The sequence below is a fragment of the Mycobacterium sp. NGS67 genome (assembly GCF_059812185.1).
In genome coordinates, this window is sequence record NZ_JCALCF010000005.1 from 52,431 (window position 1) to 70,291 (window position 17,861).

Consider the following 17,861-nt stretch of genomic DNA (forward strand, 5'->3'; position numbering starts at 1 on the left):
CGAGGTCCACGAGCGGCGGTCGAGTCAGAACGCTAGGCAGCCGCCCTGCCCGATCAGAAATCGTATGCAGGGTCAGCGTCGAGGATTCTCGCGAACATCGCTGTCAGCCTTGCGAGGTCGAATTCGGCTCGCGCGGCGTGGCATGCGCTGTGCAACTCGGTCAGGTCGGTCTTCTGCCAGTCGAGGCCGGCGCCGCGTTCTGAGAGGAGGAGGTCGAAGAACTCGCGGGTGGAGCGGCCGTTGCCCTCGCGGAAGGGATGGGCAAAGTTCGCGTAGTCGTACAGGTAGGCGACGGTGCGGGCGAGCTCAGCCTCGGGAACATCCCTGAGCCGGTCGAGCCGGTGGACCTCAGCGGCGACATGAGTCATCGGCTGGCCGATGCTGCCTGGGGGACAGAATGACTCGCCGCTCTTCTCGATGCCGACTGTCCGCAGATCACCCGCCCAGACGTAGACGTCTTGAAATAGCTGACAGTGGATCGCGCGCAGGTATGGCAAATCATATGTACGGTCACCCAGAATTTCGGGGGCCTCGCGAAGTTCGATAACCCGAGCCTCGACGAGATCGTTCTCCGCGTCCCGCAGCGCCTCCGTTGTCTCGGCATCGACACGATTCCTCAGAACGTTCGTGCCAGGAATGAAGTAGCCCCGCCAATTCCGTTCGAGATCGCCGGTATCCCAGGGATGCGGCACTCCGGGCTCGGCTACGTCAGGTTGTACCGGCGCCGAACGCGGTCGCGCAGCTCAGCGGCGGTGATGGTTCCACGGGCGTAGGCGACCTGGTCGGCGCGCGTGGCGTTGGTGCTGCGGGAACCTTCAAGTTCGGTGCTACGGCGGATCGCCCGCACGGCCTTCACCCGGCGCTTGGCCTTCTGCAGCTCGGTCACTCGGAACACCACCTTCAATGGAATTCCTCCAGGATAGTCGACGCAGCTGACATCGGATGGAAGCGCGGGTACGCGCGGCGTGGGGGCGGCTGGCGGTCATCAACGCTGGCACCGGATGCGCGCTGATGTCGTAGGGCGTGACTGCGGGTCCGGGTTATCGAGTGTCGCCGATATCGATCACCTGAGCCTTCATGTTGCCGGCGCGACCGTGCGCTCACCGACGCTCTGCTGTTCACGTCACGGTCGGCCGACGGGATCGACAGCATCGATGTCCTCAGGCTTCGCGATCGTGCGCGCCTCGCCGGGCTTGTTTCTTTCGATGCTGTCGTCATTTCCGCACTGGCGACTAACTGGTCCGTCTGTGCTGCAAAGGCCAGCGGTTGATGGGCGTGTACAGACAGCAGAGGGCTTGGGGCTCGGCATTTACCGGCCGACATATTCGGCAGTTATCGGCATGTGGAGGTCGGAGGAGGGGAGGGTCGACGCATCCTTAAAGTTCGCGGAGCTGAGTGGCATCACCGCGCTATAGGCATCGTGACGGCTTTCGTCGATCGACCCGCGACCCCGAGACAGTAAGGATAGGCCGCGGGATTATCGGCACACCGGCGAGACGCGCGTTGAGGGCGGCAACGGCTGCATGAGCGACATCTTTGGGCTCACCGGCGATCGCCTCTCGGAATTGTCGCCTATCCACGCTAACGTGGTAAACGTGGCAGCATCCAAATCGGCGATTTACCAGGGCGATGGCGGACTTGAACGCGCCCTGGTGGATCTGGTCCGAGTGGGGGCCCGCGGGCATGCCGCGGGCGTCCGACAGCTGGCCGCTCGCCTCATGCGTACGGTTCCAACGTCGGTGCCCGATGCTGACGCGTTTCGAGTGGCACTACATGACGCACTAGCTGCGGCAGCTCCAGCCGCTGGGCTGCGGTTCGACAGCGGAGCGATCCCGGCGGATGCCGAGGGAACGCAGTCGCTGGCACATGTTGATGCGATGCCCGTCGGTGATGAACTCGTCGTCGATGAGTCCGTAGCGGCGCAATTACGCGAGATCGTGGCGGAGCGTGAGCGCCGCGCCGAGCTGGCGCGAGCCGGTGTCACGGTGAGCCGGACGGTGCTGTTTTGGGGGCCACCAGGGGTGGGCAAGACGCTCGCCGCCCGCTGGATCGCGCAGCGGCTCGAATTGCCCTTGGTGACACTAGATCTCGCTGCCGTCGTCTCCAGCTACCTGGGCAGTTCCGGCCGTAACATCCGATCGGTCCTGCAGTTCGCCAAATCAGGCCCATGCGTGTTGTTGCTGGATGAATTCGACGCAGTCGCGAAGCGCCGCGACGACGACACCGACATCGGCGAGTTGAAACGCATTGTCAACGTGATCCTTGTCGAGCTCGATCGATGGCCAGAGACGAGTCTGCTGGTCGCCGCAACAAATCATCCCCAGTTGCTCGACGAAGCCGTCGATCGTCGTTTCGATCGCATCATCGAATTTGCCCTTCCCGGCGATGCCGAACGACGCACACTGCTGACCAACTTGGAATGCCGGGACGTTTCAGCTGAAGTGGTGAGTGTGGCCGCGGCATGTTGGGAAGGGCACAGTAACGCGGTCATCCTCCGATTCTGGGATCTCTGCAGGCGCCGGGCAATTCTCAACGATCGGACTATGGAGGATGTCGTGATCACTGAACTCATCGCGCAATTCCCCACGAGCGATGCGCGTAACCAGGTCTGGCAACTGGCCCACGATCGGTTAGGGATGTCGAATCGGAGCATCGCAACCCTCGCAGGGGTCAGCCACCCCACCGTTGCTAGCGGTATCCGTCAAGCGACGGAATTACTGTGACGACCCTCGGTTCGACAGCTGGAGTCGCCCGCCGCCTGTTGCTGAATGGGGAAGCGCTGCGGTTCGAGGTCGAGCCTGCCCCGACGGGTGGTGGTCCGAAGTACAACCCGTTCACCTCCGAACAAGCTCGAGAGTGGCTGCTCCCGCAGATCCGTTCCGCGCGTGGTGATTTGCGAGAGTTGCCTGAGGAACTGCGGGCTGCGGACCGCATCTACGTCGAAGCCAAGCTATTCCCGAATTATCTTGCCCCGACCTATTATCCCGAAGCTCTGCTCGGATACATCGGGGCGGTGCCCGTCGGTTCGAGGGCGGATGCCAGCATCTTGCGCACAGCGGCGCGAGATCGGCCAAGCGGGACCCGCCGACTTATCCTTGCCGTCGATGACGCGGCGCTCGAGCGGCTCGAAGCACTCGTTGATGCACCGGGGCCCGGCCGAAGCGCCCAGCAAGCGTTCGAGCAGATTAGGCGGCTCGAGGAAGTCGCGTCACCTCCCGTGAGTTCTGTTCTGCGCGTGGATGCAGCCGAAACTATCGGTGAGGATGCGAGCTCCCTGTATGAGGCAGTACTGCATCCGCGCGCCGTGCGGTCCGGAGGGCCTGTAGCGATCGACGATGCAACGGTCGATCGCTGGGTGGCACTGGTGGAATCGTACGGCGGCACCGTGCACAGCGATTTTCTTCGCACCGTCGGCGGATTGACCTTCGTGCCGGTGCGGGTGGCAGCCGCGGACGCACCCCAGATAGCGAGGTTCAACCCGCTGCGGGCGTTGCGGCCTATGCCGGCTATCCGGCCGCGGCCTCGGTTCGGGCTGCGCAGTGCTAGCCGGATCCAGCCGCCGAATGTTCAAGACCCCGTTGCCGATGTCACGACCGTTGCGGTCTTCGACGGCGGCGTTCGCGGTCCAGATCAGCTCGGGCTGTTCCCGATCCCGGTGATCGATCTGACGCCGGAGCCGATCGAGGTCGAGGATGCCGATCACGGCACCGGGGTTACCGCTGCGGTTCTATACGGGCTGTTGCGCTCGGGCGATCAGGCACCGCAGCCACCTCTGCCCGTGGAGAGCTTTCGGGTCATGCCACCGCCATACGACCCTGGGGATCTGGATGGCTACTGGATCCTCGACCAAATTAAGGACATTCTGACCCAGGGTCGGCACAAGCTGGTCAATCTGAGTCTGGGTCCGACGCTGGCTGTCGAGGATGATATCGAGCCAAACCGGTGGACCGCAGAATTGGATCAACTGGCGTGGGAACGCGACATCGTGTTCGTCGTCGCGGCTGGAAACGATGGAAACCAAGATCGCGGCACCGGGCTGCATAGGGTGCAGGTACCGGCAGACATGGCCAACGCGATCTCGGTCGGTGCATGCGACGTGCCCGCTCCCGATCGGCCGTGGACGCGCGCACCATATTCATCAATGGGTCCCGGACGCCCCGGAAATCGGACCCAGCCACTGGGCGTCCAGTTCGGGGGAGTGGACGACCGGATGTTCGACGTCCTGCGTGCTGACGGAACGTTTTTGGAGGCGACGGGTACGAGCTTTGCAGCGCCGGTCGTCACCCACGCGCTTGCGGACCTTACGACGCGGCTGCCTCGGGTGAACAGCAGCGTACTTCGCGTGTTCGCAGTACATTTCGCCGAACGCCATCGCGCCTTCAAGAAGCGGCAAGATGAGTTCGGCTTTGGGCGGCTGCCTTTGTCGTTCGCCGATGCGATGGAATGCAGCCCGGACCAAGTGCACGTGCTGTTCGTCGACGAGATCGCGCGAGGGGACATCGTGGGCTACCAGTTGCCGCTGCCTCGATATTTTGGGGGGCCCGCGAAGATGTCAGTCACCCTTGCCTATGCCTCACCCGTGGAGCCGACTCAGCCAACCGAGTACACCTCGGCTTCACTCGAACTGACATTGCGGCCGCACCGCAACATGTTTCGGTTTTCCCCGCCGCCGGGATCTGAGGATCAGGCCAGAGAGGTTGACCTCACCTCGGCTGAGGCGCGGACCCTGTTGATGGACGGGTGGAAAAGCGGTCAGGAGCCGGTGACCAAAACCCTGACTAACACAGCGAGTTTGAACGAAGCAGACTTGCGGGACTCGGGTAAGTGGGAAACGGTGCGACACTATCGAGTGAGTCTTGCAGCGGGGGAGCTCGACAGCGCACGGCTGGAGGTGCGCTACGTTGCTCGCCGCGCGGGAGCCTTGGACGGCTCGCCAACTGAGGTCCCTTTCGCCATGCTCGTATCGGTTTCAGATCCCGACGCTTACGGCACGTTATATGACGACATTGCAGCACAATTCGCCGCTTTGCGGCCGGTACAGCGCGTCGCGGGTCGGGTGCGCCTGCGCGGTGCGCAGCAGAGCACTTGGTACTAGCTGGAGGGGTGGGGGTGAGCACGACACACATTCGGGACGAGGCCCTAGCACTCGGATATCTCGGCAGCGCAGCGTTGGAGATGATGCGCAGCGTGTTTCGTGAGCAATTGCCGCGATTTCCTGCCCTCGACGATGCCGATGAAGTCGATGATTTGGTGAACGACTTTTTCGAAGCCAAGGGAGCCGGCTATGCGAACGCCGTCACCGCAGTTCCTGACGACAGTGCTGCTCGTCGCCTCACTTCCAAGTGGGTGGAGCACTGGCTGGTGGACCGAGTTCGTCAACGCCCGTGGGGCGCGTTGCGGCATCGGTTGGAAAAGCGATTGCAGCGGTCAAGTCTGTTCATGCCATCGAAGTTGGCACATCACTGGCTGCTTACCGACACCGAGGATATCGATCTACCGGTCGAAGATGATGAGCTGAGGAAGATTGCGGCAGAGGCACCCATCGAAGTGGTGCCCTCGATGGGCGATAGCCCTGTGCGTTTGGGCAGGGTAGGGCAGCTGGAAGAGATGTTACGGCGCGTGCTGGCCGGGGCCGGCCGACTACACGTCTCTGAACTTACGAAGATCTGCGCTGACCGATTCCCATCGTTGTTAGAAGCCGATGATGTCTTCGACGCGACGTCGGAAATCGATTGGGAGATAGTTGAAGACACCGTGGCCGGGCATGATAGTGGTGCGATTGCGGAGGCGAAACTCAGTCAGGAACATGTTGCCGCCCAACTCCTGTCGACGTTGACCGCCCGGGAGCGCACAGTGATCCGCTTCTTTAGCGACCCACGGGGGCTCGCGGACGAACTTGGTGTGGGACGCAGCAGTGCCTACAGCCTGATCGCCAAGCTTCGCGCGCGTCTGACCGAGATGGCCGGCGACGCCGAACGCGGCCGCGAGGTCGTCGCGGCTCTAATCGGCTTGGTGCTGGACGATGCAGCCGTTGTCCCGTCACTAAAGGACATGAGTATGGAGGGTTCGAATGCCAACTGAGTCATCTGAGCGCTGGTTCGAACTCGCCCGACGTGCTCCAATCGGTCCGAAACGCGGTGGGCTTCTTCGCAGCGCCAGTCCGACGGACGATGTTTCAGCCGGTCAAGTACGTCAGGCATACTGGCGTGAAGCGACTGCAGTGCTGCTAATTGTGGGTGTTGATGACTCCCTTGCGCGAGCCCGCGCTGTTCCGGTGACCCTGGAGACGGGAGTTGAGGACAAGTCGACCGTGATCGTGGAAGCCGACGCCAGCCCGCTATACGGTCCTATTGCGATTTGGCCGGACGCCGCCGCCGAGATTCCTTTCGCAGTCCTGGACACAATCATCGCGTCAATTCCTCGGCCGTTACTCGAAATCATCACCGGCGCAACAACCAATCGCGACGCCGGAGATGGGCTGCGCAGGGGGCATGCCGATCCTCCGCTCGGTTCAGGAGCCGCCATGGCGATCGACGAGCTTTTCGATGCTTTGGAGGTCCTTCAGAGCGCGCCCGGACTTACCCTGAGTGAAGCGGCGAAAGCGGTTGCACCACTCGACATTGCGTTACCGATCATCGTGGACGCTTTGAACGTTCCACAAGCTCGTGCCATGGCCATTCGCATAGGCAAGGAACCGCTGACGCGCGACGAAGCAGAACGGCTTGCTACTGCGGCGGATCTCGCTGTCGATGACATCCTTGCAGCTGTCGCACCACTCCCGAGCGACCTGGCGCGTGAACTGCAAGAACCTCGCTGGCGGGAGCAGATTCGCCGGCGCGCGGCCGGTGGCGACGAAGATTTAGCACGTACAGAGCTTGGCTACGAGGCTTACCAGCTTGCCGCGCGAGAAACCGGCCAAGGACAGCAACACTGGCGGCAACGTCTGGAAGCGATCGTCGCAGCAGAAGGACGTTAGGCAGTGCCGCGCACATTCGACGCCGTGCCCGCCCAGGTCGACGCGATGGTGCGCACGTGGGAAGCGCGGGGCGGTAGTCGAGATGATCTGACGCGCGATGCATTTGCGGCGCTGGAAGGTCGACACGATCTCACGGTGCTGCGCGTGCCAGAGTTCTTGCCTCACGATTCTCAACTGGGCTGCTCAGTAGCTGGTGGGTATCGATGGGATCCGCCGACGCTGATTGTGACGCAGTCCATGTCCTGGCGCCGGCAGCACTTCACGCTGCTACACGAACTCGGCCATCACATTCAAAAGACCGACATCACCCTCGGCACTGCAATCGTCGAGCACCGCGAACCCGAGGCGTTCGAGGATGCGAGCTGCGACGCGTTTGCCGCGCTGATGCTGCTTCCTGACGACCTCGTCGATGCGCACATCCATGGCCATGGGCCCACGGCCAGCACAGCGAGCGGTCTATTCGCAGCCTCCAATGCCTCCCGGGCGGCGATCTGCGTCCGCCTCGTCGGACGACTCTCATCACCTGGCGTAGTCGCCGTGCTCGACAGGGATGGCATCGTCACCTTCGCCGCCGCACGCGGCGGACTATTTCCGCCGGCACGCGGTAGCGATCAGTCCGCAAACACGCTCGTCCAGGCCGCGATGCGTGCCGAAGTAGGGGATCGGTTGGTCACGCGAGCCGACGCGCAGATCTCGTACCGCAGTGGCCACACTTCCGACCTGCTCTACGGCCAAGCCTCGTGGGCGGGAGATCGACTGTTCCTGACGATGGTCTCCTACGGTGCGCCGTGGTTGACGTTCTCACCGCCCCGGGACTACACGGCCGACCAGGTTCCCGCCGCCTGGGAAGAATGTGAACACTGCCACCAGGAGTTTGTCGCAGAGGGTGTCTGCGGCCGCTGCGAGCAACCTCGCTGCCCGTCAGGTCATTGCGGCTGCACCGCCCGCGCCGACAAGACCTGCACGCAGTGCTTTCTGCACAAACACCCCAGCCAATTCGACACCGGCGCCTTGGTGTGCCGGGACTGCGCGGGCTGACGACGGCACTATCAAGCAGGCGGTGTTCTGGACGATTCCGACGTTGTCCCGTCTCTAGCTGTTGAGCAGGCGAACGCCTGCATCGAGGAAACAGTGGAAGGAGCACCCCCGTGGCGCCCCAGGACAACATCAAGATCTATATCGACGGTGATCCGATCACGGTCAAGCGGCGACGAGTCACCGGCGCGCAGCTCGCCGCGCTCGTCTCACCGGCTGCCGACAATGTGTGGCTCGACATCGCCGACGCACAAGACGAGCCGATCGCCCCGACCGAGACCGTGGCCATCGAGCACAACATGCGCTTCTACACCGACCGCCCGCGCACCATCTATATCGACAAGGTGCCCTACCAGGTGCGCACTGGCGTGTTCACCGAAACCCAGCTGCGCGACGTGCCCGCTCCGCCGGTACCCGACGATTACGGCATCTGGAAGGACATTCCCGACGACCTCGATGATCCGATCAAGGAAGGCGAGATCTTCCACATCGCTGACGGGGACCGCTTCTTCACCAAGGCACTGCCGAAGAAGGAACTGCGCGTCATCGTCAACCGAAAGCACACCGTAATCCTTCACGGCGCTCGGCAGACCGGCCTGTCGGTCAAGGAGGCCGCCATCGCCCAGGGCGTGCCGATCCAGCTGGACTTCCTGGTGTCCCGTAAGACCGGCGCGAAGTTCGAGCCGATCGGCGACGACGAGCAGATCCGGGTCCACAACGACGACGAGTTCCGCGCCGTCGACGGGGATGACAACTCGTGACGGCTACACCGGTCAGTGCGGCCATCGCCGGGGCGATACAAGAGATCCAGGAAACCTTCGCCGAAGCCACCGTCACCGTCACCGCCACCGGTGACGGTGGCGCGTGGGTGATCATCGACGCGGTCCCGCTCAGCTCCACCTACTCGCAGGACAGCTCCTGGATCGCCTTTCTCATCACGTTCGCCTACCCAGAGGCCGACGTCTATCCGCACTTCGTGCGACCCGACTTGAACCGCACGGACGGCGCAGGCCTCGGTGAAGGGTTCTCGCCAACGAAGTGGGGGCCGGCCGGGAAGCCGGGAATGCAGCTGTCGCGGAAAAGCAATCGGCTCAACCCTGCAGTCGACACGGCCACGACCAAAGTTCTGAAGGTGCTCAAATGGCTCAACGAACAGTAAACGACCCATGGTCAGTGGTCATCACCGCGCAGCAGTGGAATACCCTGCGCGATAATCTGTTTCGCGGCGATGGTGAGGAGCACGGTGCCGTACTGCGGTGCGGTATCGCGCGAAGCGCGCGGGGCACCAGACTGCTGGTGCGCGATGTGCTGATGGCTGCAGACGGTATCGACTATGTCGAGGGAACCCGCGGCTACCGGAAGCTCACCGCGGAGTTCGTCGCCGATGCCATCGACGCCTGCGCAGAGCAAGGATTAGCCTACCTCGCGGTGCACAATCACGGGGGCCGCGACCGAGTAGCCTTCTCGCGCACTGACATGACGTCCCACGAACGCGGCTATCCAGCGCTACTCGACATCAACGGGGGCGTCCCGGTAGGGGCGCTGGTGTTCGCCGAAAGCGCCGTCGCCGGGGATATCTGGACGAGCGGCGGAAGACGTCACGCCCTCACCTGCTTCCGTGTGATGGGGCGACCGCAGCTCACCTTGACCCCCGAGCCGATCCCGGCCCAGCTCGCAGATCTGACCTACGACCGCCAAACTCGCGTCTTCGGTGACCGCGGCCAGGCGCTCCTTGCGCAGTCAAAGGTGGCCGTCGTCGGACTCGGCGGGGCTGGCTCGCTCATCGCCGAATATCTCACCCGGCTCGGGGTAGGACATCTGGTGTTTATCGACCCCGACCGGCTCGACACCACGAATCTTCCGAGGGTCGTCGGTGCCCGCAGACTCGACGCAATGCCCTGGCTTCAGGCCGGCACGCGACCCCGATGGATGCGAGATCTCGGAGCTCGCGTCGCAACACCAAAGGTCAAGATCGCCGCGCGAGTTGCTCGCCAAGCCTCTCGTACCGTCCAGATCTCCGCGGTGGCGCGCTCGGTCGTCGACGCCGACGTGGCCGCGCTACTGACCGACTGCGATCATATTTTCCTCGCTGCAGACTCGGCGCTCGCCCGCCAGGTGGTCAACTCGATCAGCCATCAATACCTGATCCCCCACACTCAAGTCGGCGCCAAGGTTTCGGTCATCGATGGCCAGATCGCCGACATTTTCTCAGTGTCCCGGTTGAGCAACCCTGGAAGCGGTTGCCTGCAGTGCAATGGTCTGATCCCCGCCTGGCGCTTGGCCGAGGAAGCCGCAGGGGAAGTCCAACGCCGCCGGCAGCGCTATATCGACGATGAGAACATCCATGCCCCGAGCGTGATCACACTCAACGCGGTCGCCGCAGCCCGAGCGGTCGATGACTGGCTCATCATGATTGGGGGCCTCGTAGATCCGACCGTCGAAGCTGACCATTGGGTCGAATACCACCCTCTCACGGACGACGTCGTCGAACTCCGCCCAACAAGGTCACCAGACTGCTTGCACTGTGGTCCAACGCGTTTCGCGATCGGCGACGGCGCGCCATTGCTGGCACGAGGTGAGTCGCCGACGCGCATTTCGCCACTATCGAGGTGACTCCAGTCGTCCGCGCAAGGGATTGCTCGACACAGAGTCGCCAGGTTGGGATGCATTCGTCGCCAATGCGATTCGACGCGCACATGGGTTCTCAGTAGCTGCGGCGGAAGCGGCGAGTGTCAAGAGCGTTGTTGGGCGAGGGCCCAGTGACACGTGAAGCTGGGGACGCCTGTGGCACAAGGCCGCGACGACCAGGGCGCTTTCGGCCGCCCATGATGCCGCTTCCCCTAGGGGCCTTGGTCGCGCGAGCGGTATCGGTTGACAGGGGTACTCACGAATTTCATGGATAACGACGATTATCTATGACACGCACGGGATACACTGCGCGGCAGCGTGATTAGCATTCAAATGCGTCACAGTGACGTATCGTTGTCCTCCAACGGCGAGGCCGGACCAGCAGCGCACCCGGGTTTCTTTGTCGGTCTGCCGCTGCAGATGTCAGGGTCCGTTGGCGAGCACGATGGCGATCGCGTCGAAGTCACACCGTTACGCCTTCGCCGTGCGCGGTGAGGGCTTGCGAGCCGCCCGGTCGGCCAAGAGCACACAAACCACTGCGGCCAGGGTCGGCGCCGACGCCGGTGCAGCGGTGGCCCTAACGGAGGCGGCTCAGCGTATGCATTGTTCATGCATAATATCAGTTATGCATGACATATCGTCTTTACGACGAAACGCGTGTCCTTGGCAGCCGGTGTCTAGTAGGCGCACGCGTATAGATGCAAGACACCTCGCTTGTGAGCCGGCGTCGGTGGAGTCACGTCCCGTAAGCCGAACTGGTCGCTGAATCCAGCCGGCAGAGCGTGTCGGCCTTGCCCCGTGGCTGGCGCGACGGACGCGCGCAGATAGATCGGAACGAGTACACGCGAATGCTATAGCCGTACAACGTATTACGTCACCGTGACGAATTCGGCACACTGACTGTGTGATTCATTATCCGACCCTAGCCGAGGACTCTTATGACGCATCGGCGGGGCATCACTGCTCAGCCCGATCCTGATCGGACGCGGCATGCCGCTGGCCAACGTCGCAGCCGTAGCACTCCTCACCACATTCACCAGCTCCATCGCCGGCGCTGTGACCTACCTCCTGTGAACCCTCACAACCGCCGGCGGCGATTCGCCCCGCCCAGGAGGGTCGGATAAATGCGCCGGCACAGGCGGACTCATTAGCGCCTACCTCAGCGCAATGCTGCGACCCCGCCTGCCCGAACGCGTCCTGCGCATCACCTTGGGCGTATTAGCCATCGCCACCGCCAGCCTCAACCTCGCCCAACCACGCACTAAGCCCCGCATCCCCAAACTACGGGACCACCTGGGCTAAGAACCCTGCGCGATGCAGCTCAACGCAGCCAGCCACCCGGGAACCGGCTCCGAGACCCCCTCAGGGTCCGCATAGCCGCGTCGCTCTTCATCGGTAAGTGTAGACTTACCATTAGTGAACACTATCCAAGTCGCTGATCCGTGGGGCGCCCTCGCGGACGGCACCCGGCGAACGATCTTCAAGCGCCTCGCCGCCGGCCCGTTGGCGGTCGGCGAGATCGCCTGTGAACTGCCCGTCAGTCGACCGGCGGTCTCTCAGCATCTCAAAGTCCTCAAATGCGCCGGCCTGGTCCGGGACCGGACCGCCGGGACGCGGCGGCTCTATCACGTTGACCCCGATGGCATCGCTGCCCTGCGCGCCGAGCTGGACGTGTTCTGGGACAGAGCCTCAGCCGCTTTCAAACAGATTGCCGACCAGGAAGGACACCGATCGTGATGCCGCCAACAGTTGAGCCGATACGCAAAATGGTCGTCGTCAACGTGGGCGTCGATGAGGCGTTTCGGCTATTCACCGAGCGGTTCGACGCGATCAAGCCTCGCAAGCACAATCTGCTTTCGGTTCCCATCGCCAACACCGTTTCGAACCCCGCGTGGGTGGGCGCATCTATGACATCGGCACCGATGGCAGCCGCTGCGAGTGGTCGCGTGTCTTGGTCTGTGAACCGCCCACGCGGATCGTGTTCTCCTGGGATATCGGTCCGACCTGGCAGCTGGAGCCCGATCCTGACGGCACCAGTGAAGTCGAAATCCATTCCGTCGCTGAAAGTGCTCACCGCACCAGAGTCGAGTTAGAGCATCGCCACCTCGACCGGCACGGCCCCGGTTGGCAGTCACTGGCTGGCGGTGTTAACGGCGACGCCGGATGGCTACTCTATCTACACCGCTACGCCACCCTCGCGGAAGCTGGGGCAGCACAGTGAACACCCACGAGCCGTCGCTGATGGACCTCGCTTACAAAGAACGAACCGGATCGTTCGCATCTCCCACATGGCGGGCGGCCTGGCTGCCGTCGGCGCATTCACCGGTTGACCGGCCGCTCTCAGCCGATCGGGCAGTCAGAAACTGCGGATTGAGGTGGCTGGGAATGTTTGCACCGGCGCGCAAGGATGAGACTATGCAGCCCAGGTTGACCGCGCGGATGGAACAAACTCATCCGATCCCGGTCCTTCTGTGGCAATTCGCCGAGCCTCGACTGTGCATCTCGTCGGGCCCGCTCGGCGGCGGCATCGGCGCGCGGGACTGGGTGGTCAACGCAACGGTCCCGCTGGATTACGACCGGACCGACCCGGACCGCCACCTGACTGAGATTGGTACCGCGCTCAAGCTCGTCGGTACTGGCTGCGGGCTGCTCACTGCAGTCGACGTGACCCGACACCACCTCGCCGCTGACAGCGGTGTGCACGCCACCGCAACCGTTGGGCTCTCCAGCCCGTCCTGGGCGGCCGCGCCCGACCGTCACTTCCGCCGCGACTTGCCGTCTGACGTCCCAACGACCGCGTTCGCCGACTACAAGACCGTCAAGTACCGACCGCTCACCGATGGTGACGAGTACCGGGCGGGGACGATCAACATCGTTGTTGCGGTGCCGGCGCGGCTGTCTCAGGCGGCCCTCGTCAACGCCGTGGCCACCGCAACGGAGGCGAAGGTGCAGGCGTTATACGAGGTCGGGGTGCGGGCCACCGGAACCGCCTCGGACGCGATCGTCGTGCACTGCCCGACGAACGGGACTCCGGAGACATACGGCGGGCCGCGCTCGGCATTCGGCGCCCGGATCGCACGAGCGGTGCGCGCGGCCGTACTTGCCGGCGCCGAGTCCTGGAATTCGGGTCCCCCCGAGCGGCGCCCCGACCTCTGAAGGCGCAAACACAGGCCAGCCGCGGGTGTGTAATCCGAGCCGGACCGGCTACCGCGTTTCACACGCTGCGATAGCGTCTGCAAAATGCCCTGCTCAGCTGGCTAGTGTCCGCAATGTCCGCAGAGTGTCGCCCTGTTCAGCCCGTCTTGGCACCCTCTTGGCGCAATGGTGCTTTGGTCGTCAGGCGCTCAGTCGCATTTGCATGGCGGAATTGCTTGCCGCTGCCGCTCCCATGGGCACTGTCACGTTAATTGAAATGTGCAGTGGCGATGTTGGTTTTGGAGCTGTGTCGATGATCAACTTGGGTTACTAACATTTCAGGCGGCAGTGTCGAGCGCGGTGACCTGATTCCAAACCGCGAAGCGTTCAGCCATTTCAGTTCGCCAACCGGTCGCGCTGAGCCGATGCCATCGGGCCGAAAGTGTGCAGAGATGCAGCTGAAAGCTGATAGGAACCGTTGGGCATGCCGCACCGATTTGAAGCGTTTCATCGCTCGTTCGCGTTGCCGGGGGGTGATGGGAGTTTTCGGCGCGGGCCGGCATCACCTCTTCGACCTCTGGAAAGCTCAGCGGAAACCGAAAGTACAGCCAGTGGCTGATAATCTCGACCGGGTAGCGGTGGCCCTTGTACGACGCCGTTGCGGTGCTCACCCGCCGATTCTCCCAGGTCACCGACTCTCATCAACGTGACAGTGCCCCTCGGGCGTTGTCAAGCTGCTTGGAGTCGTTCGGAGTCGGGGAGGTTGATGCCGACGGTGTCGGCGGGGCTGGGTGTTCGTGGCGTGTGGCGGAACCGTTCCGGGTGGGCCTGGTAGTAGGTCTGCTGGGTTGGCGCACGGCGCTGCCAGTGTTCTCGCCAGGTGCCGTCGTGCACCTGGTTCGGGGAGAACAACGCGATCCCGGAATGCTTGTGATGGCTGTTGTACCAGTCCACATACCAGGCCATGTAGGCGCGCGCGTCGTCGATGGTGAGGAAGGTGCCGGGGTAATTAGGCCGGTATTTCATGGTCCGAAACTCCGACTCGGAGAACGGGTTGTCGTTGCTGACCCGTGGTCGGTTGTGGGTCTCAACGATCCCGTGGACGGCCAACAGCTTTTTGAGATCGTGTGAGCGCATCGCCGGCCCGGAATCAGCATGCACCGCGGCGGGCACACCGTGGTCGCTGAACGCATCTTCGAACATCTCGACCGCCAGGGCGTCGACTTCGCGTTCTTCGACCCGCCAGCCGACGATCTTGCGCGAAAAGATGTCGATGATCGAATACCCCTTGAACGCCACCCCGCGCCACGGGCCGCGCAGATCGGTGATGTCCCAACTCCATACCTGTTGCGGGCCGGTGGCTTTAAGTACCGGTACTGGGCGAGGACCGCCGCTGCGGCGGGCTTTTGTGGGGGTGAGCGGACGGCCGGACTGATCGGCGATGCCGGCGGCGATGCGCCACCAACTGCGCTGCGAGGCCAACATGATCCCCTCGTCCCACGCGGTAGCGAACGCGTAATCGACGGAGCCGCCCTCAGCCCAGCCTGCGTTGATCAGCGCTTCGATCCGCCCGCGGTCCTCGGCGCCGATTCGCGACGGGTAGGCCCGATCGGTCTGCGGAATCGGTTGTGCCACAGCGCTACGTGGGTGATGTCGGTAGTGCCAGGTGGATCGCGACAACTCGATCGTCGCCAGCGCCTGACGCTGTGACCCCAGCGCCGCGGTCAGCTCGGTGACGAGTCGGTTCTCAGCGTCGAGGAATTCGACTGATCGTGGCTCATCGGGGTGTCGGCGGGCTCGTGCTCGTTCCTGTCGTGCAAGAGCCCGATAGCTTTTCCCAGTGCATCGTTGGCTTGCTCCAACGTGCCATTGACCTTTTCCAACTCGCGGATACGGGCGTTGAGCCGATCCACCTCGGCGGCATGGGCGGCGTGCTCAGCGGCACGTCGCCGTGCGATCGCAGTGTTCTCGGCAGCAGACCTCGTCACCGCATTACCTTGACGCGGAATCGCGCCCCTGTCGAGGTCGCCATCCAACACCGAGTCCCGCCACTTCCACAGCTGCCTGCTGGTCAACCCACGCTCGGCCAACCACCGACCCTTACTGCCATGAGCAACGCCCTGAAACTCAAACACCAACTCACAGATCTCAGCAGCGGTAAAACCCGCACCAACCAACACAACCCACTCCCTACGCTGGTAGCAACCGACTCACAACCAGCCTGGCGAAGAGGGCGATGGCCGGCTCAGCTGATCATCTACCGCGCCTTCTTCGAGCCCGGCGTGCATGGCTGGCCGGACCACGCCTGCCCGGGTTGCTCCATGATTGCCGATCACATCGGCCACCTGGCCCGCCTGAACGCCCGCGACTCCACGCCGAGGTGAAGGAGCTGGTCTTGAAGTCAGTCGATGATGCGGTCGCGGATGGGTTTCCACACACTTGGGTGTGCTCGGGCGGGCACCCGATGCACGCGCTGCTGCCCGAGGAGATCGCGGCGGTCCTCGACGTCGCCGAACGCTGGGGCACCGTCGATCGTTCGCACCGCAGGCTGGACCGCTAATGGGCTGGTATGCCAATCGGGTTCCAGCTCGGACTCGGCCAAGACGTTGACGGACGGTTAATGGGCTGCGGACCGTGCCACGGACATCACCGTCGCTTAACGTCCGTCCGCCGCTACGGGGGCGTCTCCACTTGTGCTAGGACTCTCCTACTGGTCTACTAAGTAGCTTAGTAGTTTGTGGATCACTGGACGAGGAGGAGCCCATGATAGAGACCGCGCGCGCCACCGCGCTTCCCCCGGTGTGGCGCATCTCCTCTCGCCCGGCGGTGTCGCTGTTGCGGCAGAACCGGTGAGCGTATCGGTTTTGCACTGCGCTGCTCGCGGTGGGCAAGCGCCACTCGACGACCACACAAGCGCCTCCATCAAGCGCACCGCGCTGGCGCCGTCAGCTGACCCCGCCCGCGGGAGCGGGTTAACCGGGCTTTCCCATCCCATCGGAATGCGAATGGCTCGAGCGATGTCTCGAGGTTGAAGAATGAGGAGCGATGAGCCCGGAGTTGACAGCGAAGAAGCACGCGGCGCTAGACCAGGTAGAGACCGTGCGGAGGCAGCTGGATGAGCTCACCCGGATGCTGCAATCCGACGCATATTGCGTGGAGGTGATGAAGCAGATCCAGAGGCTGCAGTGTTCGCTGGAACGCGCGAACCGCGTGACCTTGCACAACCACTTGGAGACCTGCTTTTCGGACGCAGTGTTGTACGGCCGGGGACAGGCAGCCATCGATGAACTGGTCGATGCCGTCAAGTTCACCCCTACCCCAGCCACCCCGCAAAGCCAGCTCAACGGATCCGCCACCGGCCAACGCGTAGCAAGCAACACCAAACAGCTCCAGGCGGCCACGACCTTGTTGCTGCCCGGGATCGCGTCCCCAACATGCAAGTCCGCGCTCGAGGGCATCGTCACCCCCATCGCGGGCGTCGGCGCTGTGGGGGTCGACCTGCCAACAAAGACGATCACCGTCCATCACGACCACCGAGCAACGACCCGGCGGCTGATCGAGGCCATCGAGGAACAGGGCTACCATGTTGCCGACCCGTGGATGATGACCGCAGGAGAATGGACTGGCAATCATGACTCGCGCCGGGAGCGAGGCGTTGCACACGCCGGAGACCGCCGGCCCCCGGCCATGACGAGTACGTCCTGTGCGCTGCCGGGTGAGCACGGCGCCGGGCTCGGGTTCGTCGATGGTGATGGCATCTGAAATCCTGTTTCCGCCTCAAGCGCGCGCAGCCCTCACCCCCACAAGCGTGCTGACGTCCAACCGCAACCCCCCGACGAATCGCTTGGCCGTCGTGGCCGAGCCTCTGCTGGCCCAATCCGCGGTCGACCGACTCACCTCCACCGCGCACGAACTCGTCATCGAAGGCCAGTCCTGCCACCGACGGCAGAAACTCATCAGTTGACAGCTGACCCGAGGACACCAGCTCATGCCCCTGAGCCAATTAGGTGGTCCCTAACCGATTGCGAAACCGGTAGTCATGTCACTGCGGCAATGACACCGTCGGCCATGCGCATGGAGTCCGGCC

17 protein-coding genes and 4 pseudogenes are annotated in these 17,861 nt (G+C 63.4%); 16 read left to right on the top strand and 5 right to left on the bottom strand.

Annotated elements, in window-relative coordinates:
* Positions 1 to 53: 53 nt before the first annotated feature.
* Together AC5Y4D_RS05920 and AC5Y4D_RS05925 are read right to left on the bottom strand one after the other, a co-directional pair.
* Positions 54 to 692 (bottom strand): Fic/DOC family protein, encoded by a 639-nt coding sequence (locus AC5Y4D_RS05920; protein ID WP_500036680.1) that lies wholly within the window; start codon positions 690 to 692, stop codon positions 54 to 56.
* Positions 693 to 703: 11 nt separating this feature from the next.
* Complete coding sequence (locus tag AC5Y4D_RS05925) at positions 704 to 886, bottom strand: antitoxin VbhA family protein (protein WP_145010566.1); 183 nt, start codon at positions 884 to 886, stop codon at positions 704 to 706.
* A gap of 637 nt (positions 887 to 1,523) precedes the next feature.
* On the opposite strand from AC5Y4D_RS05925, the gene AC5Y4D_RS05930 reads away from it, so the two are divergent.
* The 12 genes and pseudogenes from AC5Y4D_RS05930 to AC5Y4D_RS05985 all read left to right on the top strand — a co-directional run bounded on the left by AC5Y4D_RS05930 (position 1,524) and on the right by AC5Y4D_RS05985 (position 13,795).
* Positions 1,524 to 2,723 (top strand): AAA family ATPase, encoded by a 1,200-nt coding sequence (locus AC5Y4D_RS05930; RefSeq protein WP_500036681.1) that lies wholly within the window; start codon positions 1,524 to 1,526, stop codon positions 2,721 to 2,723.
* Positions 2,720 to 5,095 carry a S8 family peptidase gene (locus AC5Y4D_RS05935; RefSeq protein WP_500036682.1) on the top strand — a complete coding sequence of 792 codons (2,376 nt, stop codon included), beginning with the start codon at positions 2,720 to 2,722 and terminating at the stop codon, positions 5,093 to 5,095. The genes AC5Y4D_RS05930 and AC5Y4D_RS05935 overlap by 4 nt, the downstream gene beginning before the upstream one ends.
* Before the next feature lie 14 nt (positions 5,096 to 5,109).
* Complete coding sequence (locus AC5Y4D_RS05940) at positions 5,110 to 6,081, top strand: hypothetical protein (RefSeq protein ID WP_500036683.1); 972 nt, start codon at positions 5,110 to 5,112, stop codon at positions 6,079 to 6,081.
* Positions 6,082 to 6,274: 193 nt separating this feature from the next.
* Positions 6,275 to 6,976: a hypothetical protein gene (locus AC5Y4D_RS05945; RefSeq protein WP_500036684.1), complete on the top strand. Its 702-nt coding sequence runs from the start codon at positions 6,275 to 6,277 to the stop codon at positions 6,974 to 6,976.
* Between the two features lie 3 nt (positions 6,977 to 6,979).
* Complete coding sequence (locus AC5Y4D_RS05950) at positions 6,980 to 8,014, top strand: ImmA/IrrE family metallo-endopeptidase (RefSeq protein ID WP_500036685.1); 1,035 nt, start codon at positions 6,980 to 6,982, stop codon at positions 8,012 to 8,014.
* A gap of 110 nt (positions 8,015 to 8,124) precedes the next feature.
* Positions 8,125 to 8,772 (top strand): multiubiquitin domain-containing protein, encoded by a 648-nt coding sequence (locus AC5Y4D_RS05955; protein ID WP_500036686.1) that lies wholly within the window; start codon positions 8,125 to 8,127, stop codon positions 8,770 to 8,772.
* Complete coding sequence (locus AC5Y4D_RS05960) at positions 8,769 to 9,170, top strand: hypothetical protein (protein ID WP_500036687.1); 402 nt, start codon at positions 8,769 to 8,771, stop codon at positions 9,168 to 9,170. Before AC5Y4D_RS05955 ends, AC5Y4D_RS05960 begins: the two co-directional genes overlap by 4 nt.
* Complete coding sequence (locus AC5Y4D_RS05965; protein WP_500036688.1) at positions 9,152 to 10,624, top strand: HesA/MoeB/ThiF family protein; 1,473 nt, start codon at positions 9,152 to 9,154, stop codon at positions 10,622 to 10,624. Before AC5Y4D_RS05960 ends, AC5Y4D_RS05965 begins: the two co-directional genes overlap by 19 nt.
* A 1,182-nt stretch (positions 10,625 to 11,806) precedes the next feature.
* On the top strand, positions 11,807 to 11,941 hold the full coding sequence (locus AC5Y4D_RS05970) for a hypothetical protein (protein WP_500036689.1): 135 nt from the start codon (positions 11,807 to 11,809) through the stop codon (positions 11,939 to 11,941).
* 114 nt (positions 11,942 to 12,055) lie between these two features.
* Positions 12,056 to 12,376: an ArsR/SmtB family transcription factor gene (locus AC5Y4D_RS05975; RefSeq protein WP_500036690.1), complete on the top strand. Its 321-nt coding sequence runs from the start codon at positions 12,056 to 12,058 to the stop codon at positions 12,374 to 12,376.
* A pseudogene (locus AC5Y4D_RS05980) lies at positions 12,376 to 12,860 on the top strand (SRPBCC family protein). The gene AC5Y4D_RS05975 and the pseudogene AC5Y4D_RS05980 overlap by 1 nt, the downstream one beginning before the upstream one ends.
* A 194-nt stretch (positions 12,861 to 13,054) precedes the next feature.
* Positions 13,055 to 13,795, top strand: coding sequence for an adenosylcobinamide amidohydrolase (locus tag AC5Y4D_RS05985; RefSeq protein WP_500036691.1), 741 nt, complete (start codon positions 13,055 to 13,057; stop codon positions 13,793 to 13,795).
* Between the two features lie 317 nt (positions 13,796 to 14,112).
* On the opposite strand, the pseudogene AC5Y4D_RS05990 reads toward AC5Y4D_RS05985, so the two are convergent.
* From AC5Y4D_RS05990 to AC5Y4D_RS06000, 3 genes and pseudogenes are all read right to left on the bottom strand, one after another.
* Positions 14,113 to 14,445, bottom strand: a pseudogene (locus AC5Y4D_RS05990) (hypothetical protein).
* A gap of 58 nt (positions 14,446 to 14,503) precedes the next feature.
* The gene (locus AC5Y4D_RS05995; protein ID WP_500036692.1) at positions 14,504 to 15,409 is read right to left on the bottom strand and encodes a transposase; all 906 of its coding nucleotides are present in this window, start codon (positions 15,407 to 15,409) and stop codon (positions 14,504 to 14,506) included.
* 89 nt (positions 15,410 to 15,498) lie between these two features.
* Positions 15,499 to 15,762 carry a hypothetical protein gene (locus tag AC5Y4D_RS06000; RefSeq protein WP_500036693.1) on the bottom strand — a complete coding sequence of 88 codons (264 nt, stop codon included), beginning with the start codon at positions 15,760 to 15,762 and terminating at the stop codon, positions 15,499 to 15,501.
* A 258-nt stretch (positions 15,763 to 16,020) separates the two neighbouring features.
* Between AC5Y4D_RS06000 and AC5Y4D_RS06005 the strand changes: the two are divergent.
* The 4 genes and pseudogenes from AC5Y4D_RS06005 to AC5Y4D_RS06020 all read left to right on the top strand — a co-directional run.
* Positions 16,021 to 16,149 (top strand): annotated as a pseudogene (locus AC5Y4D_RS06005) (DUF899 family protein); the annotation flags it as partial.
* 20 nt (positions 16,150 to 16,169) lie between these two features.
* Positions 16,170 to 16,334, top strand: coding sequence for a hypothetical protein (locus AC5Y4D_RS06010; protein ID WP_500036694.1), 165 nt, complete (start codon positions 16,170 to 16,172; stop codon positions 16,332 to 16,334).
* 485 nt (positions 16,335 to 16,819) lie between these two features.
* A pseudogene (locus tag AC5Y4D_RS06015) lies at positions 16,820 to 17,137 on the top strand (metal-sensing transcriptional repressor); the annotation flags it as partial.
* 45 nt (positions 17,138 to 17,182) lie between these two features.
* Complete coding sequence (locus AC5Y4D_RS06020) at positions 17,183 to 17,536, top strand: cation transporter (RefSeq protein ID WP_500036800.1); 354 nt, start codon at positions 17,183 to 17,185, stop codon at positions 17,534 to 17,536.
* Positions 17,537 to 17,861 lie beyond the last annotated feature (325 nt).